The organism is Psychrobacter sp. H27 (genome assembly GCF_059072655.1).
Genome location: NZ_JCACRX010000001.1, coordinates 1,502,722 through 1,525,183, shown reverse-complemented (window position 1 = coordinate 1,525,183; position 22,462 = coordinate 1,502,722). Strand labels below are relative to the sequence as shown.

General features: G+C 43.6%; 17 protein-coding genes. 12 read left to right on the top strand and 5 right to left on the bottom strand.

From position 1 onward, the window contains the following. The first annotated feature begins 96 nt into the window (after positions 1–96). The gene (locus AC5JPY_RS06115; RefSeq protein WP_319050978.1) at positions 97–1,518 is read left to right on the top strand and encodes an FAD-dependent oxidoreductase; all 1,422 of its coding nucleotides are present in this window, start codon (positions 97–99) and stop codon (positions 1,516–1,518) included. 203 nt (positions 1,519–1,721) lie between these two features. Beyond that, positions 1,722–2,933 (top strand): FUSC family protein, encoded by a 1,212-nt coding sequence (locus AC5JPY_RS06110; RefSeq protein WP_443525581.1) that lies wholly within the window; start codon positions 1,722–1,724, stop codon positions 2,931–2,933. 94 nt (positions 2,934–3,027) lie between these two features. Here the strand turns inward: AC5JPY_RS06110 and AC5JPY_RS06105 are convergent, their stop codons facing one another. Further along, entirely contained in the window at positions 3,028–4,155 is a 1,128-nt protein-coding gene (locus AC5JPY_RS06105) for an ABC transporter substrate-binding protein (protein WP_443525582.1), read from the bottom strand. A 368-nt stretch (positions 4,156–4,523) separates the two neighbouring features. Between AC5JPY_RS06105 and AC5JPY_RS06100 the strand changes: the two genes are divergently transcribed. Further along, positions 4,524–5,321, top strand: coding sequence for a 3-oxoacyl-ACP reductase (locus AC5JPY_RS06100; protein WP_443525583.1), 798 nt, complete (start codon positions 4,524–4,526; stop codon positions 5,319–5,321). Between the two features lie 66 nt (positions 5,322–5,387). Here the strand turns inward: AC5JPY_RS06100 and AC5JPY_RS06095 are convergent, their stop codons facing one another. Beyond that, positions 5,388–6,227 carry an HAD family hydrolase gene (locus AC5JPY_RS06095; protein WP_443525584.1) on the bottom strand — a complete coding sequence of 280 codons (840 nt, stop codon included), beginning with the start codon at positions 6,225–6,227 and terminating at the stop codon, positions 5,388–5,390. Positions 6,228–6,546: 319 nt separating this feature from the next. On the opposite strand from AC5JPY_RS06095, the gene AC5JPY_RS06090 reads away from it, so the two are divergent. From AC5JPY_RS06090 to AC5JPY_RS06080, 3 genes are all read left to right on the top strand, one after another. Continuing rightward, positions 6,547–7,086, top strand: coding sequence for a hypothetical protein (locus AC5JPY_RS06090; RefSeq protein ID WP_443525586.1), 540 nt, complete (start codon positions 6,547–6,549; stop codon positions 7,084–7,086). 432 nt (positions 7,087–7,518) lie between these two features. Continuing rightward, positions 7,519–7,992, top strand: a complete 474-nt coding sequence (locus AC5JPY_RS06085; protein WP_493844260.1) for a BLUF domain-containing protein — start codon at positions 7,519–7,521, stop codon at positions 7,990–7,992. A 310-nt stretch (positions 7,993–8,302) separates the two neighbouring features. Further along, on the top strand, positions 8,303–8,764 hold the full coding sequence (locus tag AC5JPY_RS06080) for a BLUF domain-containing protein (protein WP_443525587.1): 462 nt from the start codon (positions 8,303–8,305) through the stop codon (positions 8,762–8,764). Between the two features lie 231 nt (positions 8,765–8,995). On the opposite strand, the gene parC is transcribed toward AC5JPY_RS06080, so the two are convergent. Next, positions 8,996–11,302 carry a DNA topoisomerase IV subunit A gene (gene parC, locus AC5JPY_RS06075; protein ID WP_443525588.1) on the bottom strand — a complete coding sequence of 769 codons (2,307 nt, stop codon included), beginning with the start codon at positions 11,300–11,302 and terminating at the stop codon, positions 8,996–8,998. Positions 11,303–11,869: 567 nt separating this feature from the next. Here parC and AC5JPY_RS06070 point away from each other — a divergent pair. The 6 genes from AC5JPY_RS06070 (at position 11,870) to AC5JPY_RS06045 (ending at position 20,438) form a co-directional block, all read left to right on the top strand. Then, positions 11,870–13,513 (top strand): vWA domain-containing protein, encoded by a 1,644-nt coding sequence (locus tag AC5JPY_RS06070; RefSeq protein WP_443525590.1) that lies wholly within the window; start codon positions 11,870–11,872, stop codon positions 13,511–13,513. A 354-nt stretch (positions 13,514–13,867) separates the two neighbouring features. Further along, positions 13,868–15,595 (top strand): AMP-binding protein, encoded by a 1,728-nt coding sequence (locus AC5JPY_RS06065; protein WP_443525592.1) that lies wholly within the window; start codon positions 13,868–13,870, stop codon positions 15,593–15,595. Between the two features lie 501 nt (positions 15,596–16,096). Further along, positions 16,097–17,896 (top strand): AMP-binding protein, encoded by a 1,800-nt coding sequence (locus AC5JPY_RS06060; RefSeq protein ID WP_443525593.1) that lies wholly within the window; start codon positions 16,097–16,099, stop codon positions 17,894–17,896. A 182-nt stretch (positions 17,897–18,078) separates the two neighbouring features. Then, positions 18,079–18,795 (top strand): ribonuclease PH, encoded by a 717-nt coding sequence (gene rph / locus AC5JPY_RS06055; RefSeq protein ID WP_194364566.1) that lies wholly within the window; start codon positions 18,079–18,081, stop codon positions 18,793–18,795. Between the two features lie 117 nt (positions 18,796–18,912). After that, a complete protein-coding gene (locus AC5JPY_RS06050; RefSeq protein ID WP_443525594.1) occupies positions 18,913–19,404 on the top strand; it encodes a hypothetical protein in 492 nt (163 codons plus the stop codon). Between the two features lie 263 nt (positions 19,405–19,667). Further along, positions 19,668–20,438: a hypothetical protein gene (locus tag AC5JPY_RS06045; RefSeq protein ID WP_443525595.1), complete on the top strand. Its 771-nt coding sequence runs from the start codon at positions 19,668–19,670 to the stop codon at positions 20,436–20,438. A 111-nt stretch (positions 20,439–20,549) separates the two neighbouring features. Here AC5JPY_RS06045 and hemJ read toward each other — a convergent pair whose 3' ends face one another. Both hemJ and bioB read right to left on the bottom strand, forming a co-directional pair. Further along, positions 20,550–20,984: a protoporphyrinogen oxidase HemJ gene (hemJ, locus tag AC5JPY_RS06040; RefSeq protein ID WP_319050960.1), complete on the bottom strand. Its 435-nt coding sequence runs from the start codon at positions 20,982–20,984 to the stop codon at positions 20,550–20,552. A gap of 319 nt (positions 20,985–21,303) precedes the next feature. Continuing rightward, complete coding sequence (gene bioB, locus AC5JPY_RS06035) at positions 21,304–22,425, bottom strand: biotin synthase BioB (RefSeq protein WP_443525597.1); 1,122 nt, start codon at positions 22,423–22,425, stop codon at positions 21,304–21,306. Positions 22,426–22,462 lie beyond the last annotated feature (37 nt).

The following is a 22,462-nucleotide window of genomic DNA, read 5'->3' as shown; positions in this document are numbered from 1 at the left end:
GTCTCAGTGTTAACCCAAATAGGGTAGCAGATAAATGAGACATTGCTGATGGTCGCCGCTCACTATAAAAGAACCTTAGATAAAAGAGATAGCACCATGGCAAAACGCTTAGAAAATAATTTTCAGTTTTTAGATGTACCTCGTTTTGATCCCACCAAAAAAGACATTGCCACACGTTCAACAGAGTTTGTCGAAATTTATAAACCGTTCGAAAACGAAGCCGTTGCACAGCAGTCGCATCGTTGCCTTGAATGTGGTAACCCTTACTGTGAGTGGAAATGTCCAGTCCATAACTATATCCCTAACTGGCTAAAACTGGCCACCGAAGGACAGATCTTTCAAGCAGCTGAACTCTGCCACCGTACCAATACGTTGCCTGAAGTTTGTGGTCGTGTTTGCCCTCAAGATCGTTTGTGTGAGGGCGCTTGTACGCTGAATGATGGCTTTGGTGCCGTGACTATCGGCAATGTAGAAAAATACATTAACGATACTGCGTTTGCATTGGGCTGGCGTCCAGATATGTCTGAAGTCGTTTGGACAGACAAAAAAGTCGCGGTCATTGGTGCAGGACCAGCGGGTCTTGGCTGTGCAGATATTTTGGTCAGAAATGGCGTCAAACCTGTCGTCTTTGATAAGCGTCCTGAGATTGGTGGTTTGCTGACTTTTGGTATTCCTGAGTTTAAAATGGAAAAAGACGTCATGCGCAATCGCCGTGTGATCTTTGAAGACATGGGTATGGAGTTCCGCTTAGAGACTGAGATCGGCACTGACGTCACTATTGACGAGCTATTGGCTGAGTATGACGCGGTCTTTATGGGTATGGGAACATACACGTATATGCGCGGCGGCTTTGCAGGTGAAGAGCTGACAGGCGTTTATGATGCGCTAGATTACTTGATTGCCAATGTAAACCGTTGCAATGACTGGGAAAAAGATGCCGAAGAGTATATCGACTTCAAGGGCAAAAGAGTGGTGGTACTAGGCGGCGGCGATACAGCGATGGACTGTAACCGTACCAGTATTCGCCAAGGTGCTGAACAAGTGGTCTGTGCCTATCGCCGTGATGAAGAAAATATGCCTGGCTCACGCCGCGAAGTAGTCAATGCACGTGAAGAAGGCGTTGAGTTTTTATTCAACCGTCAGCCTACCGAAATCATTGGCTTAAATGGTAAGGTTAATGGGGTTAAGGTCGTGACGACTCACTTAGGTGAGCCAGATAACCGCGGTCGTAGGCGTCCTGAGCCCATTCCTAACTCTGAAGAGATTATCCCATGTGATGCGGTCATTATGGCATTCGGCTTTAGACCCAGTCCTGCTGATTGGTTTGAAGGTTATGAGGTTGAAATGGATCTCAATGGTCTTGTACTGGCTCTTGAAGAGCAGCCTTACAAGTTCCAAACCAAAAATCCAAAGATCTTTGCTGGGGGCGATATGGTTCGCGGTTCTGATTTGGTCGTCACGGCGATTTGGGAAGGTCGTCAGGCAGCGGAAGGTATCCTAGACTTTTTGGAAGTGTAGTTATATTTACCTAAGCTTAGCCACTTATGGCTTTGGTTCATAATTGAACGTTTTTTGTCTTTAATAGGCAAAAGGCGTTTTTTTTGATTAATGCTTTGTAAATGGAGGTTCAACTGCTAGCATGTTTGTGAGCAATCTATGTGCTGTATGATCTGTTTTAATAGTCATCTATCTCGCTTATCAACTAAAAAGAGTAGCCTTGCGTGAAACCAACCCTTTACCAGCGTATTACTGCTCCATTTACTGAACCTTATGTTCGATATCAGCATGCAGATGTTTTGCACGCTATTCGTTTGGGTGCGGCCGTAATACTGGCTTTTTTGGTCAACAAACTCACTGGTTTGCCACATGGAGAGTGGACGACCATTACGGTTTTTATCATTCTTGGTTTGTTGCAGTATCAAGGTGCGATCTATACTAAGGCAAAAGAGCGCATATTAGGTACGCTATTCGGTATTGCTGCTGCCCTTGGCGTACTATGGTTCAATCAAAATGCAGGCGCATGGCTATGGGTAGACTATGCGCTCATCGGTCTACTAAGCGGTATCATTGGCTATCTAGCTGTCAGAAAGCTTGGATATACAGGACTGCTGACGGGTATTACCATGCTGATGATTGTCTCTGACTTGGGCAATAACAGTATTGGTCAAGATGGTATTTACCGTGCTCTAAATATTTTGTTGGGTACAGGTGTTGCCGTTGCGGTTACGCTTATTTTGCCACTGAAATCGACTTTGATGTGGCGGTTCTTGCTGAGCAGCAATCTCGACGCCTGTAGCAGTCTCTACGCGGGCGTAGGTCATCATATTGATGCAGCAGATGGGGTAGTGGATGATTCTGTCCAAAAGGTAAACCCAGTAGCTTTTCCTGTAGAGGAGGTGCCTGTCGATCGAGCACTAGTCAACGCGTTGCAGCAAATCAATAAACGCCTGCTAGCCGTACGCCCTCATATCGCCGCAACAGCAAGTGAGTCAGGGATTGAAAAAGAGACGCTAGAGACGATTCAGCGCACGCATCGTAATATCATTGGTACGATTGATTTATTGTTGAGTGCTGCACCGCGCTTGGCGAATATCGAGATAGATGAAGAAAACCATGTGCTATTGATACATTATCAGCATGAGTTGACGCAAGCTATGCAGCATATCGCAGCGGTGCTACGTAGCCCGAGCGACGAAGTGTTTCGTCCTATTACTCGCATTGCTGTATCGGAGTACCCAAGCGTGCAGCACTTGGCGTTTGAATGGCAGGGATATTTTTGGTTGACGCAGACTTTGCAGACGCAGCTGCAGCAGTTGAGTGATTTGCTACAGACCTGTAAGCCTCACTGGTTTGCAGCGTCAGGTTTGGGTTATCAGCGCCGTGAGCAGCGCCGGATGAAAGAGCAGGGCGGTGAGACAGATTTGCACTTATAACGCACAAAAAAACGCTGACCATTTAGGATCAGCGTTTTGCTCTTAAAGATTTACTTTATTTCTAAAACTCTAAATCGTTACTAAGCTATGGCTATTAACGACCAGTTTTTAGTTTATCCCAGTACTGCTGATATACCTGCAACGCTTCGTCGCCTACATCTTCTTGGAACTCAGCTTGTGCAAGGACTTCTTTAGAAGGATAAATTGTCGGGTTGTTCTGAACACTGTCGTCCATCAGCTCACGCGCAGCCATGTTTGGTGAGGCATAACCGATCTCTTCACTAACGATCTTAGCGTTTTCAGGACGCAGCAGATAATCGATAAATTTGTGTGCTGCATCAACTTGTTTGGCGTTTTTTGGAATAACAAAGTTATCCATCCACAATATCGCGCCTTCACTTGGGTATTTATAAACCAAGCTGGTCAGACCCTCGTCATTTGCCATGACAGCCTCGCCATTCCAAGTCATACCAAGCGACGTTTCACCCTCAATATAGGGCATACGTGTTGCATCAGAGTTAAAGGTCTTGACATTTGGCATCAAGTCAGTCAGCTTATCATAAGCCGCTTCGATCTCGTCAGGGTTGCTACTGTTACCCGAGTAGCCAAGCGTCAGCAAAGCCATACCAAACACTTCACGTACATCGTTGGTCAGCATCACCTGACCTTTGTACTTAGGATCCCATAAGTCATTCCAGCTATTTACAGTCGCAGGATCGACACTATCACCATTTATCGCAAGACCGGTGCTACCCCACATATAAGGGATAGAGTACTTATTTTCAGGATCGACTTTGGTGTTAGTAAATGACGTATCGAGGTTTTTAAAGTTGCTTAATTTAGACTTATCTAGCTCTTGCAACAGTCCTTCTTTCGCCATTTTTTCGACATAATACGTTGAGGGTATTGCCAGATCGTATTGACTAGAGTCATCAAGCAGTTTGAGTTTGGCGTACATCGCTTCATTAGAGTCAAACGTGGTGTAATTGACCGAGATGCCAGTCTCTTCTTCAAATCCATCCAAAATCTCTTGCGGCATATACTCTGACCAGTTGTACAAGTTGAGCGTCTCATTGCTCGCCGCAGCGCTACCATCTGCAGCGTTATCAGAACTGCTACAACTGGCCAGTGCCAAACCAATCGCTGCTGCTAGCAGTGCCTTTGGTACGATACGTCCGATAGGGGTTGGGTTGTCTGGGTGAAACGATGATAAATGAGTCAAAATAGCTCTCCTAAATAAAGACAATACAAAGTAAAAAGAAAATGAAAATAGCAAAACGATAGATGAATAGCGTCACCAATAACCCTATTATGGTTATTATTCCATGCGATTTAAAGGGCAATTACCAAGACAGTGCGGAGTCATACTAATAAAAACAGTGAATATTGCTCATCGAATAGACTTATACATTAAGTGTAGAGGTAACGCGTGCTAAGCAGGTTTTTTAGGTCATTGCCAATGATAAGCTGAGTGATGATAGTATATAACCATACTACAATGGGTATAGGAAGCAGTATAAAGACCAGCATAGTCTCACAGCCGAACCTATAGAACATTGAACACACCACAATAGTAAAGGATGCAATACGATGTCTGAACACACCTCTGTTATACCAGCGCTACTCACCAATAAGGTTGCAATTGTCACTGGCGCTAGTCGCGGGCTTGGTGCACAGATTGCCCAGCAAATGGCAGCAGCAGGCGCCATTGTCTGTGTCAACTATCTAAGCAGCGTAGACGCCGCCAATACGGTAGTTGCTGATATCGTAGGGGCGGGCGGACAGGCCTTTGCTTATCAGGCAGATGTTACTGAGCTTGAGCAAGTACAAGCAATGGCTGCTGAGGTCGTCAGCCGTTATGGTCATATCGATATATTGGTCAACAATGCCTTACCGTATTACAAGTTTGACCCAAGTGCTGAATACACCAGTATTGAAACCGTCAAGTGGTCGCATTTCTCGCAGCAGATGGATGGTATTGTCAAAGGCGCAGTCAATACAACACAAGCCGTATTGCCACAGATGAAAACACAGCAGATGGGTAAAATTATCAATATCTCAACCAACCTTGTCTACAACCCTGTCGTCACTTATTACGACTATACTACGGCAAAATCTGCACTGATTGGCTTGACGCGTAATTTAGCAAGCGAGCTTGGGCAATATGGTATTCGTGTGAACTTACTGGCAGGCGGGTTATTAAAGACAACCGATGCGAGTAGCTTGACGACTGAAGACGTGTTCGATTATATCGCGATCACCACGCCGCTGCGTCAAGCAACTTCGGTAGCTGACTTTGCCAACTCCGTATTACTTATGGCATCTGATTTGAGTATGGCTATTACTGGACAATCAATTGCTGTTGATGGCGGTCTGACTATGCCTTAGATTGTATGATTAATGCGAGTCAAAGTAGCCAAATCAATAAGCGCGATGCTTGTATTTGGCTACGGTTTATTTAGCTACGGGCACCGCATAAAATGGCTCTAATATTGCTTGTATACCATACTCTTCGATTGTCCCCGTGACGAAATCAGCACGCTCTATCAGATCAGGTTGTGCATCGCCCATCGCCACGGCGAATCCAACCAAATCAAACATCTCAAGGTCATTAAACCCATCACCAAACGCCATGCAGTCGCTTGCCTCTACGCCATAATATGCACATACATCTTTTATTCCGCGGGCTTTAGAGGCATCCGCGGGTAAGATATCTGCGCCAATTTGATGCCAGTGAACCAGCTTTAGGTCGTACTGTGCAAAGTCAATATTCTGCATCTTTTCTTGCTGGTTATTAAAAAATACAGAACACTGATAGATGGTGTTTGATTGATAGTACTCAGGGTCAACGATAGAATTGGGCGTTATCGCATTGAACTGACGTAATCGATCGTTTTCACCCGACCATGCGATATGAGTGGCGGAGTCAAACTTATGAATGAGCTGGCTCTGCTCACAAAGACGCACGATTTTTTCCGCTTGCCCATCCGTCAATGGATAGTGGCTGATTCGGCCGTTTTTATCGAAGCTATATTGTCCATTCATACAAATAATAGCGTCCAATACGCCGACATCAAGCAGACCCAGAATATCTTCGGGCAGTATAGCTTTGGAGCGACCAGTCGAAATCACCAATTTAATATCAGTGTCTGCTAGCTGTTCAAGGGTGGTTTTATTGTGTGCAGCAATGATACCGCCACGACTCAAAGTATCATCAATATCAAAAAATATGATTTTGGGCGCTGGGGTCTTAGTGGTTATATTTTCTTTGGCAATTTTATCTTCGATAAACATGATGATCCTATTATTTTTGGTCGTTTAGATACTCATGATTTAAATACTACTACAACAGCGCTAAAGAGATAAATACTCATAGCGTAACCTGTGATGTTGTAAAGTCATCTGACAATCAAGTGCTCGATGCTATCGTGTTAAGGTTGACTGACGTTTGTCCAAAAATGTAACAAAACCCCCAACGATATCGGTCACTGAATAGCGTAGTTTTACTAATAGGGCAGTTTAACTAGTAGGTTAGTACCAAACCACCGCCAACAGTTAGCAATATACTAATCATGGTACGTCGCTAACGCATCAGCTATTTAAAGGAATAAATATGAACGTTTCTACTATTATTAATATTTCTACTATAAAGTCACTCACCACAAAAACGCTTATGGTTTGTACAACGTTAGCCTTATCTACGCATGTCTTTGCGATGGATGTTACATTTGACGATGCTATTTGGAATGGTAAAACAATACCTGAAGGGCAGCAATGTTTGAACTACGATGGCAAAAGTCCAGCCACACCCAGTATGACTGTCTCAAATATTCCAACAGGTGCAGAGAGCTTGGTGTTCGTTTATAACGACGTCAGCAATAAGCGTATGCAAAGTGGTGGACATGGTATCGTAGAGTTTGCGCTACCAGAAGGCGCAATGAATGCCAAAGTACCACGTGTGTTCGGGCATACTTATGAAGTGCCAGTCGGTATTGAGATGATAGCAGAGTATCGTAGCCGTAAGGGCGATATTCGCGGTGCCTACAAACCACCTTGCTCAGGTGGCAAAAACCACCTCTATACGGTGGATGTGCAGGCATGGCAAGGTGATACGGTACTCGCTGAGACAACCGTTGAGATGGGTCGCTATTGATATATAGATAATCTAAAATTAAATACAAAGAGTTTTTTATACAGCGTTTATAAGCGGGTTTTTAATCAATGCAATCTAGCTGTATGTGTTAAATATATGACAGTAAATGGTGGAAAAATTGATTAAAATTAGTAAACAGATACTAAAACGTCATCAACTCAACAAGAAAAACCCAGCTAGTGCTATTTTGGGATTGAATTAGTGTTATAAAGAAATATGGATTAAACTTTTAACTGATTAGAATAATGCTATCGCCCTAGTAATGCCAAGAGTTGTAGTGTTATTTTACTATGACGAATATTGGTATGGTATCGTGTTAAAATGTTTAAGCTATAATTTCAAAATCATCAAAAGCTAAAAGTTTTTATTGATTGTATTTAACTTCAAAATGTATCTTAATTTAGATTATCATTTTTATAAATGAGGTATTTTATGTCTTCTATTATAAGCCATGTTCCAGAAAACAAAAAAAGAAATGGCGAACATATCCTTATCAACATGACATACATCGCCAGAAATGTCGATCTAGACTCAGGTATCGAGTTGACTCGTGCACTTGAGTATTGGAGGAGGTATTTTGAAGAAAACGGTATCGTTTCAGCGTTGGTTATTAGTGAAGGCTATTTTGTCCAAAGTTTTCAAGGAACAAGGCCTGCCATCAGCACTGCCTTACACAAGATATTCGATGAGCATTCAACCATCTTTCCTAATATTATCAACATAGAGGAAATAGAATCACGTCAATGGGACGGTTTTTTGATCAAACATTTAACGTCAAGTAATGAGGATGAGTTGTATGCCTTAAAAAGCTTCTCAGCAGGCTCTGACTATAACCCTTATCTCATGAGAAGTAGCCAGATTGAGAGCTTCTTGCACGAGATTTTTGCAGACCAAAAAACTTTATGATGACATAACCACCTAACGATCAAAAGAGGGTTGGGAAGGAGAGTTGATAAGTTATTCTCGCTACAGATCTCCTAAAGAAGGGTATTGTAAGTGCTGTTCTTAGAGTTTAATAAGCTAAAATTGAATAAAAATACAAGCTGGATTTTCGATAATTAATAACTTAAGGTTATCAATTAACAGTCATATAACAAAAAAACTAAGAGGCTATTGATTAGGGTGATTCTTAAATAGTATCTTAAGTTAAATGGATTTTTTAATTAGATATCTTATGCACAGATTTATTGAATTCTAATTCAGAAGAGAGAAGGGAATGATTTCAGACGAGAGAAATAAAAATGGTGCTCACATTCTCACCAGCTTGACGTATATTGGTAAAAACCGCGAAAAAGACAATGGTGTCAAAATGGCTCGTACGTTTGAGATAGCAAGACGAAACAACGAGCAAAGCGGTATAACTTCAGCACTTGCCATCAATGATAACTATATTATTCAAAATATTGAAGGTTCAAGACTTGATGTCAACGAGCTGATAACCAGAATCATCACAGAACGTCCGCATTTATCAATTCATGTAGTAGAAATTAAAGAAGTGGAAGTACGTAAATGGGATGGTTTTTTGATTAGATATTTAACGTCAGGTCCTGAATACGAAGTGCATACCCTCAAACATTTTTCGGCAGGAACTGATTTCAATCCCTATCTTATGTCAAAGGATCGCATCATAAGCTTTATGGATGCGCTTTTTACAGATAAGCAGCTTAGTGAAATTTAAACTGAGTGTATGTGTTCGTTAAAATGGTATTTTGCCACTTTAGTTTTAATAGCTTCTAGTGTCAGTAGCTCATAGCTTTGACATTCAATATGGTTAGCTACTTTTCTCTAGTTATACAAATTCTTGTTCGTGATAGTGCAAACCTTTAATAGTACAAAAAAGCCGCCTATATCATATAGGCGGCTTTTTAATGTGTGGTAACTGGGCTTGGTTAAACTTGAGAGACTAAAACTACCCAACCTCAACGCTCGTCACATTCTGAAATCCTCTTGGCAGCTGTCCACCCCGGTTGCCGCGACTACCTGTATAGTTAGCCAAATCATTCGGCTTTAGTGTCACATGGCGTTTACCAGCGGTGATGACAAGGCTATTTTGTTGACTCAGTGGCGTGATGGCGAGTACCTCTTCGCCATCTTTTAACTTGATCAGCTTATTTCCTTTACCGCGAGCCTGTTCAGGCAAATCATCGAGGGCAAATATCAGTAAATATCCGGCATTGGTTACCACAGCGACATGATCAGGACTTATATCTAGCTTGGTGGTCTCGTCATCAGTACTATCCGCCATTTTTACTGGTGCATCGATACGAGCAACAGACAGCAGACGGCTATCAGCAGCTAGATTAATGACATTTTTACCTGCCTTTTGATTGCTGTCTAAATTACCAAGAGTGTTGATAAAACCATAGCCCTGCGAGCTGGCAAGAATGATGCGTTGATCGTCAGCACCCGTCAATAGCTGCTCAAAGCTGGCACCTGCTGGCGGCTTCAATACACTGGTTAGTGGATCACCTTGACCGCGCGCTGAGGCGAGGTTGTGCGCATCGACACTGTAGCTGCGTCCAGTACTGTCAAGTACGTAGATTTTTTCATTAGATTTACCGCGCACATGGGCTTGATAGCTGTCACCTGAACGATAGCTCATACCAGCGGCGTCTACGTCATGACCTTTGGCAGCACGAATCCAGCCTGCTTTTGATAAGATGGCAGTAATAGGCTCACTCGGCACCAGGTCAGACTCTTTTAAGGCTTGTGCTTCTTCACGTTCTGCTAATGGTGATACGCGCTCGTTGCCATGCTCTTTCATATCGGCAGTCAGCTCATCAATCATCAGATTGGTCAGACTGTCTGGATTATCCAAGTACTCTTGAATAGTGGCACGCTCGGCAGCCAATTCATCTTGCTCGCGGCGCAGCTCAATTTCCTCTAGCTTTGCTAATTGACGCAGACGAATATCCAAGATTGCATTGGCTTGAATATCAGTTAAGTCATAGTCCTGCATCAGTGTCGCTTTTGGATCGTCTTCTTCACGAATGATGCGAATGACTTCGTCGATATTAAGATATGCAATCAGCAAACCTGCCAGAATGTGCAAGCGCTTATCGATTTTATCAAGACGATACTGCAAACGGCGAGTGACTACTGAACGGCGACAGATGAGCCATTCTTCTAACACTTCTTTTAGGTTTTTGACCTGCGGTTTACCATTGAGGCCAATCATATTCATATTGACGCGGTAATTGCTCTCTAGGTCTGTACTGGCAAACAAGTGACTCATGACACGCTCGACATCGACCCGCGTCGAGCGTAGTTCCAATACGATACGGCAAGCATTCTCGTGATCCGACTCATCATGAATATCGGTGATCCAAGGCAGTTTTTTGTCCGTCATAAGCTTAGCTATTTGCTCTTGGATTTTGTTGCCTGAGACTTGGTAGGGCAGCGCATCAATGATGACGAGATTCTTTTCTTTGCTATCGATATGGAACGTGGCACGCATTTTATAGCTGCCACGACCAGTCTCGTACATCGCCTGCAAGTCTTTTTTGCTAGTGATGATCTCAGCTGGGGTTGGCAGATCAGGTGCTGGTATCGATTGCGTAATCTGCTTGACGGACAGCTCAGGATTTTTCAATAAACGAATCGCTGCGCGCACCACTTCATTGAGATTATGTGGCGGGATATCCGTTGCCATACCGACTGCAATACCTGTCGTACCGTTCAATAGTATATTAGGCAAGCGAGCGGGTAGGGTAGTTGGCTCTTGCATGGTGCCGTCAAAGTTATCTTGCCAGTCGACCGTGCCTTGACCGAGTTCTGCAAGCAAGGTATTGGCATAAGCTGACATTTTTGCTTCGGTATAACGCATAGCCGCAAAGGATTTAGGATCATCTGGGCTACCCCAGTTGCCTTGACCTGTGATGAGCGGATAGCGATAGCTGAACGGCTGTGCCATCAGTACCATGGCCTCATAACAAGCGCTATCCCCATGCGGATGGTACTTACCCAGTACATCACCGACAGTACGTGCTGATTTTTTTGCTTTAGCAGAGGACTTTAGGCCAAGCTCGCTCATAGCGTAGACGATGCGGCGCTGAACAGGTTTTAGACCGTCGGCGATATTGGGTAGTGCCCGATCCATGATGACGTACATGGCGTAGTTGAGATACGCCTGCTCAGTGAATTCTGCAACTGAGCGAGTATCCATCGGTTCATTAGCAATGGGTGGAGCAATCGTATTATCAATAACATCAGACATAAAATAGATTTCGCTTATAGATTTTTAATTAGTATGGTTTATATAGTGATGCATAGCGTGAATAGGCGTCGCAGTGTCTACTGGGTTCGGCGCAACATCCACTTAAAATTAAGATAGTGCTATCGTAAAGGATATTGAGCCAATTAAAAAGGCGTATGTCAGAATATACGACAGCTCGTGACGTGCTTATGACTTACCTTTATAGACTTCCAGTATAGTGTTTTGACACGTAGCTTTCGCCCGTTAAGTTGAGTATAGTAAATCTAATATTTTTTTAAGTTATTAATAAATATCTCATTATATTGGCTATAAAAATTTATTAGCTGGCAAGTTTATACTATCGACAAGGACACGTCGCCATTGACCTATTTACAATAAGGAAAATCTGCTATGTCATCTGACCATTTATCATCAATACCAATACGTAACGCTGCGAAAAACACGACCAGGCATATAGTCAAAAGCTCACCTAAGAACTTACCTAAAAGCACATTCTTAACAGTCACTATTGCCACTATCGCCAGTTTAGGACTTGTAGCCTGCAGCTCATCGCAGAGAGACAGCTCCGTGTCAACTGTGACCAGTAGCTCCGTCGGTCAGGACACAGTCGTGGTATCAGAGTCTATGATGATTGCGCCAAACAAGATGAGTGTAACCAATGCCTCACAGATGATGATACGTGCTGCGCCTCAGTTGGGTATTCGTCCTTTGCCTAGTATAGCAATACAGCCAAAAACAAGAGACAACTATCAAGAAAACACCGCCAACCCTGTGCACCGTACGACCGATATGGCAGTATCGACACTGTCTATTGATACAGATACAGGCAGCTATGCCAACGTGCGCCGCTACCTAAACGAAGGTCAGCTTCCTCCAGTTGATGCTGTACGGGTAGAGGAGTTGATTAACTATTTCAATTATCAATTTGATGATGCTAAGCGCATCGGCAACGCGCCATTTGTTGTGGCAACTGAAGTTGTTGAGTCGCCATGGGATAGCGCCGACCAGAACAATAGAATAGTCAAGATCGGTATCAAAGCCGTTGAAAAAAATGGGTCTTATAAGACTGACACGCAGTCTATGCCACCTGCCAACCTCGTATTCTTAGTCGATGTCTCAGGCTCTATGTCATCGCGTGACAAATTGCCACTAGCGCAATCCTCGCTCAAGCTGCTGACAGAGCAGATGCGTGCTCAAGACAGCATTAGTATTGTGACGTATTCAGGCAGTACTAATGTGGCATTGTCTGCGACTACGGGTGACCAAAAAGCAAAAATACTTGCTGCAATTGATAGCTTGAATGCGGCAGGGTCAACCAACGGCGAAGACGCTCTAAAGCTGGCTTATAGACAAGCTGAACAAGCAATGAAAAAGATTGGTATCAACCGTATTATCATGCTGACCGATGGCGATTTTAATGTTGGTATTAGTGATGTCGATGACATGCTAGATGTGGTCAAAGCCAATCGTGACCGTGGCATCTCGTTATCTACTGTCGGCTTTGGTCGCGGTAATCTAAACGACTATATGATGGAGCAAATGGCAGATAACGGCAATGGCAATTATAGCTATATCGATAGCTTAACAGAAGCTAAAAAGGTCTTTGGTGATGAGCTAGCAGCGACATTCAATACCGTTGCCAAAGACGTCAAAGTACAAGTAGAGTTCAACCCTAATGTGGTAAGTGAGTGGCGCTTGATCGGTTACGAAAATCGTGTGCTTGATGAGCAAGACTTTAACAATGACAAAGTCGATGCAGGTGAGCTGGGCGCTGGCAAAGCGGTCATTGCGCTTTTTGAAGTGACACCAACAGGACAAAAAGGCTTATATAGTGATAGGCGTTATGGGACGAGTAATGATAAAGAGATGAATGCCAGTATCAACAAAGGTAAAAGAACCAATGAGCTTGGTTATCTAAAGATACGTTATAAGGATCCTACAGGCAGCCGCTCAAAACTGATTAACCAGCCGATTGTGAACGCTGCTCAGGTACTTACCAAAGCCAGTATGGATACCCAATTTGCGATAGCCGTGGCAGGGTTTGGTCAGCGTTTAAACCAGAGCGATTATATAAACAATTGGCAATATGATGATACTGCCAAGCTCGTGCAGAACACCATCGACGCTAGAGCAAGTAGCGACAAAGATGGTATTCGTCGCAACTTTTTGACATTGACTGAGCTGGCCGGTGCGCTTGAGAGTACCCGATAACAGGCCTGTACCATGCCAAAAGTATTACTAAAAGTAAAAAACACACCATGCTCAATTTGTAGGGTAGGATTGGTTGCTAACTATGTAAATGATTGATATTTATGTCAATAGTAGCAGTCAAGCCAGTTTGAGAACTCGTGTAGCAATCTTTTATATTGAGTAGTCTGTACAAAGTGTGTATGTTAATGAACAAAGGGCTACTTACCACTATATTGTCCGCTTATCATCGTATGATTATATCTTAGTCTCGCTGACCATTATGATGGCAAGCTTGTGCTCTGATTTTTCGCATAGGTATCATATTGCGATTTGCATGAGTGGACGGTAATGTTTATTACTAGGAGAGAAAAGATTATGGAAAATCAAGGTAACATGACTCGTCGTGACGACAAAGTATGGGTAAAAACGTATGAAAAGCTAGGCATTCAGTATGATATCGATATGCCACCAGCCAATACGTCTCTCATCGATATCATTGAGCAAAACTTCATCAACTATGCTGGAAAGACAGCATTTGTCTGTATGGATGTAAAGCTGTCTTACGAAGAGTTGGATCTCTATAGTAAACAAGTCGCCGCCTATCTACAGTCACTAGGATTGCAAAAAGGCGATAAAGTTGCGGTGATGATGCCCAACATTTTACAGCTGCCTGTTGCTGTACTGGGCGTGCTGCGTGCTGGTATGACGTTGGTCAACGTCAATCCACTCTACACGACTAAAGAGCTGTCGCATCAGTTAACAGATTCAGATACCAAAGCTCTGATCTTACTTGAGAACTTTGCCAAAACTTATGAAGACATCGGTCAGGATTTAGTTGACCATGTTGTTGTGGCTTCAATGGGCGATATGATGAGTCCGCTCAAAGGATTTATTGTTAATGCTGTTGTACGTCATGTCAAAAAAATGGTACCTGACTATCATATCAAAGGCAGTGTTAAGTTCAAAAAAGCAATGAACCGCTTTTCTGCTGCAAACTATAAGCGTCCCAATAACATCGGTCTCGATGATGTCGCTGTACTGCAGTATACTGGTGGTACTACTGGTGTCGCCAAAGGCGCGATGCTAACGCATGGTAACTTGGTGGCCAACCTGATTCAGAGCGATACGTATCTAGGTGATGCTTTTGAGAAGTTTGAGAAGGGTAACGAGCAGCCGGTTATTATGACTGCTCTACCGCTATATCATATTTTCTCGTTTACCGTTTGTGGTATGTATGGCTTATATCGTGGTTGTATTGGTCTACTCGTACCAAACCCGCGTGATCTACCAAGCTTGATCAAAGCATACAAAGATTATCCGCCAGCGTTTTTCCCAGCAGTAAATACATTGTTTACCGCGCTTGCTAACAACGAAGAGTTTCAGTCGTTAAACCATAGTAAGCTTGAGATGTCTATGGGCGGCGGTATGGCAGTACTAAAAGACACTGCGACCAAGTGGGAACAAGTAACGGGTAACGTCATCGTTCAGGGTTATGGTCTGTCAGAGACTTCGCCAGTGGCGTCAGCAAACCCACATGGTACAGGCGAGTTTTCAGGCAACATCGGTCTGCCGATGCCTGCCACTGATATGGCAATCTTGGATGAAGAAGGCAATGAAGTTGCTCTAGGTGAGCGCGGTGAGATTAGTATCCGTGGTCCTCAGGTAATGAAAGGCTACTGGAAACGCGAAGATGCGACTGCTGAGGTTATGACCTCGGATGGTTTCTTCCGTACTGGTGATATTGGGGTTATGGATGAGGAAGGCTACTTTAAGATTGTCGATCGCAAAAAAGACATGATTTTGGTGTCTGGCTTTAACGTCTATCCAAACGAAGTAGAAGATGCAATGTCGATACATCCAAAAATTTTGGAGTGTGGTGTTATCGGTATTGATGATGAGAAGAGTGGTGAGGTGCCAAAGATTTATGTGGTACGTAGTGACGATAGCCTAACAGCGGATGAAGTCATCGCTTACGGTAAAGAAAACCTAACTGGCTACAAACGTCCTCGCCATGTTGAGTTTATCGATGAGCTACCAAAATCTAACGTCGGTAAAATCCTACGTAAAGACCTACGTGCGCTCGAAGAGAAAAACAACGGCTAGGCTACCAATCCTCAGTGTCAGACAACTATTTTATGAGTACAGTCATTAATAACGTTTACTTATAAAATACTAGAATGATCAATGCCGTTATAATCAAAATGATAAGGTTGCTCTATGCTGCCTTATCATTTTTTGTATTCGTAATCTTTGTGAACATTCCCGCTCAAGTGGTATAGATAGAGAATTTGTGGCAAAACTGCTATAGTGCCCACCGATATATTTTTGTATTTATTTACAACAGAGTATTAATTTTACTTAGTATGATTTGCAAAACGACTATGATCATTATGACTTTGCCCTACCGAGGCTTAATATCATTTATTATGCGCTAAGTGATGTTTTTCGGTCTACAAAGCTTACGCATGATACCGCTTGTGAACGGTAAATAGCTTGAGGCTAACTGCTGTTTATTTACGAGCGTATTATCATAAACCAAATATAAAAAATGGTGTTTTTATATAGAATATTCTATGTCTTCAACGGTAACATTTAGGGAAAATTATGACGGATAACATCAATAAAGAGACGACAGGCAACAACGCTGAGACCAATGGCACAGGCAATACATCTGAATATACTTATCAGGATAATGCATTTCCTACTATGCCTACCATCGCCAGTGACAGTCCGTGGCTGAGCGCGTATGAGCGCTATAGCATCGATGCGACCATCGATATGCCAGAGGACAACACCTCTTTACTTGATGTATTCGAGCGTAACTTTAGCCGTTATGGGCAAAAAACAGCCTATATCTGCATGGGCGCGTCTATTAGTTTTAAGCAGTTAGATCTATATAGCCGCCAGATTGCCAGTTATTTGCAGTCGTTAGGTCTGGTCAAGGGCGATAAAGTTGGGGTCATGATGCCCAATATCTTGCAGTATCCAGTCGTGGCTTTGGGCGTTATTCGCGCCGGTATGATACTGGTCAATGTAAACCCGCTGTACACCAGTCGCGAGCTGTCGCATCAGTTGCATGACAGCGGTGCCAAAGCATTGTTTATCGTTGAAAATTTTGCAAAAACCTACCAAGACGCAGAAGACAAAGGTCAAGTTGAGCATGTCGTCGTCTGTAAAGTTGGTGACATGCTGGGCACAGTAAAAGGGACCGTGGTCAATCTTGTGGCTCGCCATATCAAAAAAATGATTCCTCCTTATAGCATTCCAAATAGCGTAAGTTTTAAGCACGCATTAGGCGCGGTATCTGCCAGTAAGTATGAGCGTCCTGAGTTGAACTTAGATGATGTGGCGTTGCTACAGTATACTGGTGGTACGACAGGTGTGGCTAAAGGTGCGATGTTGTCACATGGCAACCTAGTCGCCAATATGCTACAGGTCAGCGCATTGATGAATAGCGCATTTGATGATGATGTGGATGGCAGAGATGTGATCTTGACGGCGCTACCGCTATACCATGTATTCTCCTTTATGGTGTGCGGCATATGCAGCATGTACCAAGGTTATGCTGGTCTGCTCATTCCTAACCCGCGCGATCTTGATGGTCTTATCAAAGAGATGGGGAAATACAAACCGTCTTTTATCCCAGCCGTAAATACACTGTTCAATGGCTTAGTACATAAAGAGAGTTTTGCTGGCTTAGATTTTTCTAATCTAAAAGCCTCTATCGGCGGAGGTATGTCTGTATTGCCGAGCGTCGCCAAAGAGTGGCACAAAATCACTGGTCTGCCGATTGTTGAAGGCTATGGTTTGTCTGAGACCTCACCAGTCGTCGCTTTCAATCCGATGACTATTGCAGAGTTTACGGGAAAGATCGGTATCCCTGCGCCTAGTACTGATGTTGTGCTAATCGATGAAGAAGAAAATGTAGTGGCTATGGGGGATCGCGGTGAGATCTGTGTCAAAGGTCCACAGGTCATGATTGGCTATCAGAACCGTCCGCAAGAGACGGCCGAATCATTCACTGCTAATGGCTACTTAAAGACAGGTGACATCGGTATCATGGACGAAAAAGGTTTTATCAAAATCGTCGATCGCAAAAAAGACATGATTTTGGTATCTGGCTTTAATGTCTATCCAAATGAGATCGAAGAAGCCATGAGCGAGCACCCAGCTGTGGTCGAGTGCGGTGCTATCGGTGTGCCAAATGATGAACGCGGCGAAGAGCCAAAGCTGTTCGTGGTCAAAAAAGGTGAGGTCACCGAAAAAGAGCTGCTCGATTACGGCAAAAAACAGCTGACTGGTTACAAGCGTCCACGTCACATACAGTTCGTTGATGAATTACCAAAGTCGAACGTTGGCAAAATCCTACGTAAAGAATTGCGTAAGATGGAAGGCTTAGAATAGCTCTCAACGTCGATTATCCCCTAATGAATGGCGCGATAGCTGGTGTGAATCTTGCTATTGCGCTGCTACCACGTTAGGATATCTTAAGATTTTAGTCAGACAAGCACCTATTAATTGGTTCATTAGCCATCGACAGTGCGCTTTTATGACACTGCTTTTACAACATCGTACTAGGAATTTTTATGCGTATTGACAATCGTGAACTTGACCAACTTCGCTCTATCAGCTTTGAGCGCCACTATACTAAGCATGCTGAAGGGTCCGTACTGGTCAGTTTTGGCGATACCAAAGTACTCTGTACGGCTAGTGTCGAATCTGGCGTGCCGCGCTGGCTCAAAGGTAAAGGCAAAGGCTGGATTACGGCTGAATACGGCATGCTGCCACGTGCGACCAACACCCGTAATCAGCGTGAAGCGGCCCGTGGTAAGCAATCAGGTCGTACCCAAGAGATTCAGCGTTTGATAGGTCGTAGCTTACGTGCCATGATTGATCTAAGTAAGCTCGGTGAAAACACCATTTATCTTGATTGTGATGTATTACAGGCAGATGGTGGTACTCGTACAGCCAGTATCACTGGTGCGGCAATTGCACTGATTGATGCGTTAGAAACCATCCAAAAGAGCAAAAAACTTAAAGCAGATCCACTCATCGGATTGGTCGCTGCGGTTTCTGTCGGTATGAAAGACGGCGAAGCTTATCTGGATTTGAACTACGAAGAAGACTCTAGTTGTGACACTGATTTGAACGTGGTTATGACTCAAAAAGGCGAGTTTATTGAGCTGCAAGGAACTGCTGAAGAAAAGCCGTTCACTCGTGCACAAGCAGACGCTATGCTATCAATGGCAGAAAAAGGCATCGCTGAATTGATTAAGATGCAACAGACAGCGCTTGGCTGGTAGTCCAGTTATCATATAGTACGCTGTCTTTATCTTTGGTTTCAATAACTGCCTGTTAGCTTCTGATAGGCAGTTTTTTATTAAAAAATATCTCCTGTATCTATTAATAGGTAAAAATGCATGCTTAAGCTGACTGACGATGGCGCCAAAATCACCTTACAGGGTCAGCCAAGTACTGCTGACAATGGTATGTTCTGGTTTGGGTCTGCACTACTGATAGGCGCGGTCGCGGTGGCTATGGCAATGAGTCTACTGTCTGAACGATTGGCGATTGGTGCGCTGGCACTACTTATCATCGGTAGCTTTGTATTTAACAAAAAACGCCAGCAGCATAAGAAAGCCATGAGCGGTGTGATCAGCAGTGGTACATTGTGGGTGCGCGCTGGTGAGCTGGTTCATGACAATTTAGGCAAGCGTGAGCATATCCATCTCACTGATAATGATAAAATCGTGATAAATGGTGACACCCTACAGATTGTTGATGATAGTGACGTCCGTAAATACCATATTGCAGGTTTTGAAAGTATTCAAGAAGTAAAAGCAACGAAAGCTATATTAGAAGGGCAGGCGCTGACCAAACGTCACGTAAATATCAAAATGAAAAGTAACTGATATGATCGCTCACTCTCATACGGTGCGAAATCACAGCTATTATCTTCGTATCATCTAAATTCCTAACCCAAATGTCATTTTAAATTCTACTCTGCGCGCCTCTCCAATAGTGCCATCCATCATTATATTTGCACCGTCTATCGCCCATCTAAAGCGAATAGTGCTTGCAGACGCCTATCTAAATGGTTTATAAGTAAGCGTATAAACATTAATCCTACTATTACTTATACTGTCATTGATACTTTCTTGACCAGGAGTTAGTCATGTCGCGTTTGTCTATACCGTCAGTCGCAGCGTCGTGCAGTTTGTTGTTATTTACCTGTAGTATCACCGGACAAGCCCATGCAGATAGTATGAGTGCACTTATTGCGCAAAAGTCAGTTCAGTCTGATACCCATACACGCTATACATCATCCTATCCAGCAGTCCCTGCTGTCAAAGTAAGTACACACTCTACCATTCAACGTGCAAGCTTACCTCGACGCTCTACCGAAGTATTGCCAACATACAATAACAACTACGCTACGAGTTCTACTTATCAGTACCCTGAGATGCAGCGTCAGGCGCCTCAAATATTGCCTGCGTTTTTATCAGGGAATTATGACAACGTCGATAACGAGTATTTGCCGCTACTAAGTAGTGCTGAAACGCAAAGCAGTAGGGCTGCGCGTGAGGTAGTGAGTACGGCCCGCAAAATGGCACTTAACGAGCGCACGATTATTCAAGGTGGCTGCTGGGACTATTTAAATGCTGTATTTAATCGGGCAGGGGTATCGCGTGATACCATACACAAAGGCACTTATGCGCAAGGGCCCTATGCTAGTAGCAGTGAGATTGAAGCAGGCGACTGGCTCTATTATATCAATCATGGTTACAATGGCGTCGAGCATAGTGGACTGTTCGTCGGTTGGGTCGATGAGCGTGCCAAGCAAGCATTAATACTGAGCTATGCTGGCGAAAATCGCCGTGAGCCTGCGCGCTACCGTGTTTATGATTTAAGCAATGTTTATCAAATTATGCGCCCTAGTGTTTAGTGTTTGATATTTCCAGTTTGACAACATGTTCTATAATTGAATAAAAAAGCGTCCGCAACTCATTGAAGTTACGGACGCTTTTGTTTTACAGGTTAAATGGTTCTTCTGAACCTAAAACGGTTTTACCACGACCAAAATCACGATAATCACTAAGGCAAAGACAGGTACTTCATTGAACCAGCGCCAGAATTTATGAGTTTTATAATGCGGATTATCAATCAGCTTCTTACGATAAAACCCACAAGCGCCATGATAGCCTGACAGCAGCACTACTAATAGCAATTTGACATGTAACCAGCCTTGGGTTTTGTAGACATCCCAGCCCAGCCCCAACATCCATAGACCGAATACCCATGTCGCGATCATCGATGGTGTCATAATACCGCGATATAGCTTGCGCTCCATAATAGAAAAGCGCTCTTGGCTAATGGTATCATCACTCATTGCATGATAAACAAACAGGCGCGGCAAGTAGAAAATCGCCGCAAACCAGCAGACCATCGAAATAATATGTGCCGCCTTGATCCAGTTGAAATAATCTGCCATTACTTAATCTCTTGTTATTAGCCATGTGTTACTAGGGCGTGTCCCTAATTCAAACTTTTATCACTAAATGGGCTAAAAATGGTTAAATCTTTGACAAACGGCGTCAAATAGCTGGTCAATATCTCGATATTGTCTGTACCATTTTCCTTGTTTGCCTGCGATTTATCTTATTTCTATCTCCATTTTTAAAATAGGGAAACGCCCTAGGCTTATTTTCATATACTGTCTGTTAGGGCTAACTGTTGATACGTCAAATGCAGATTATGGATGCAGGTTACTGATGCATGTTGTTAATGCATAGCAACTGCACATGGCCACATTAGTCAGCCAATACCACTTGGGTTTGATGACCGTTCATTGCATCCATTACAGGTAACACTTTAGGTGCTCTTGGGGCGGCAAACTGCTTGGTTAGACCAAGCTCACGCATGAGTCTATCGTCGCCTGATTGACTTGCATTACCAGTCGTCAGTAACTTGTCGCCATAAAAGAAAGAGTTGGCACCTGCCATAAAGGCTAGGGCTTGCTCAGAGTCTGATAGACTCTCACGACCAGCAGACAAACGCACGTAACTGGTTGGACAGCAAATACGCGCCACAGCAATGGTACGAATCCACTCAAGTACTGACAATTGACCTTCCGCCAACACTTTATCACCAATTGGTGTCCCAGCAATAGGAACCAACAAGTTCACAGGAATAGATTCAGGTGCTTTTGGCATCTTGAGTAGCTCGTGAACCCAATCAATACGGTCATCACGGCTCTCGCCCATGCCAACGATGTTGCCACTACAGACATTGATGCCAGAGTTGCGCACGTTTTCTATCGTATCCAAACGCTCGTCATAGCTACGTGTGCTGACCACCTGCTCATAATAGCTACGCGAAGTATCTAAGTTATGATTGTAATAGTCCAGTCCTGCATCGGCGAGCTGCGTTGCTTGATTGGTATCGAGCATACCTAGCGTCATACAGGTCTCAAGCCCCAATGCTTTGACTTCCTTAACGAGCTCTACCACATAAGGCATATCTTTGGCGCTTGGATGCTTCCAAGCCGCACCCATACAGAAGCGTGAGGAGCCAGCTGCTTTAGCACGTTTTGCTGCAGCGATGACCTTGTCCACTTCTATGCGTTTTTCTGCTTGTAGCTTTGTCGTGTCGCGGTGGTGACCCGATTGAGAACAATAGCCACAATCTTCAGGACAGTTACCCGTCTTAATAGACAGTAGTGTACTGATTTGTACTTCATTGGCTTTGAAATGCTCTCTATGAATAGTTTGCGCTTGTAGCAGCAAATCCATTAACGGAAGGTCAAACAACTGAGCGATATCGTCACGGCTATATATTGTCGAAGTACTATCATTGATTAGGCTATCCTCGATTGCGCCGTCATCAATTAGGCTATCGGCGTTTGGTTCAGAGATGCTAAGCAGTCCTGCCATAAGGTAAGTCCTTTTATAGATATTAGTTAGTATTGGG

What these genes read in the sequence shown, in the direction of transcription:
- parC (WP_443525588.1), bottom strand. Translation starts at nt 11,302, where the DNA reads ATGTCTGATGTTATTGATAATACGATTGCTCCACCCATTGCTAATGAA.
- AC5JPY_RS06060 (WP_443525593.1), top strand. Translation starts at nt 16,097, where the DNA reads ATGACGGATAACATCAATAAAGAGACGACAGGCAACAACGCTGAGACC.
- rph (WP_194364566.1), top strand. Translation starts at nt 18,079, where the DNA reads ATGCGTATTGACAATCGTGAACTTGACCAACTTCGCTCTATCAGCTTT.
- AC5JPY_RS06065 (WP_443525592.1), top strand. Translation starts at nt 13,868, where the DNA reads ATGGAAAATCAAGGTAACATGACTCGTCGTGACGACAAAGTATGGGTA.
- AC5JPY_RS06085 (WP_493844260.1), top strand. Translation starts at nt 7,519, where the DNA reads ATGTCTTCTATTATAAGCCATGTTCCAGAAAACAAAAAAAGAAATGGC.
- AC5JPY_RS06045 (WP_443525595.1), top strand. Translation starts at nt 19,668, where the DNA reads ATGTCGCGTTTGTCTATACCGTCAGTCGCAGCGTCGTGCAGTTTGTTG.
- bioB (WP_443525597.1), bottom strand. Translation starts at nt 22,425, where the DNA reads ATGGCAGGACTGCTTAGCATCTCTGAACCAAACGCCGATAGCCTAATT.
- AC5JPY_RS06080 (WP_443525587.1), top strand. Translation starts at nt 8,303, where the DNA reads ATGATTTCAGACGAGAGAAATAAAAATGGTGCTCACATTCTCACCAGC.
- AC5JPY_RS06095 (WP_443525584.1), bottom strand. Translation starts at nt 6,227, where the DNA reads ATGTTTATCGAAGATAAAATTGCCAAAGAAAATATAACCACTAAGACC.
- hemJ (WP_319050960.1), bottom strand. Translation starts at nt 20,984, where the DNA reads ATGGCAGATTATTTCAACTGGATCAAGGCGGCACATATTATTTCGATG.
- AC5JPY_RS06090 (WP_443525586.1), top strand. Translation starts at nt 6,547, where the DNA reads ATGAACGTTTCTACTATTATTAATATTTCTACTATAAAGTCACTCACC.
- AC5JPY_RS06115 (WP_319050978.1), top strand. Translation starts at nt 97, where the DNA reads ATGGCAAAACGCTTAGAAAATAATTTTCAGTTTTTAGATGTACCTCGT.
- AC5JPY_RS06100 (WP_443525583.1), top strand. Translation starts at nt 4,524, where the DNA reads ATGTCTGAACACACCTCTGTTATACCAGCGCTACTCACCAATAAGGTT.
- AC5JPY_RS06050 (WP_443525594.1), top strand. Translation starts at nt 18,913, where the DNA reads ATGCTTAAGCTGACTGACGATGGCGCCAAAATCACCTTACAGGGTCAG.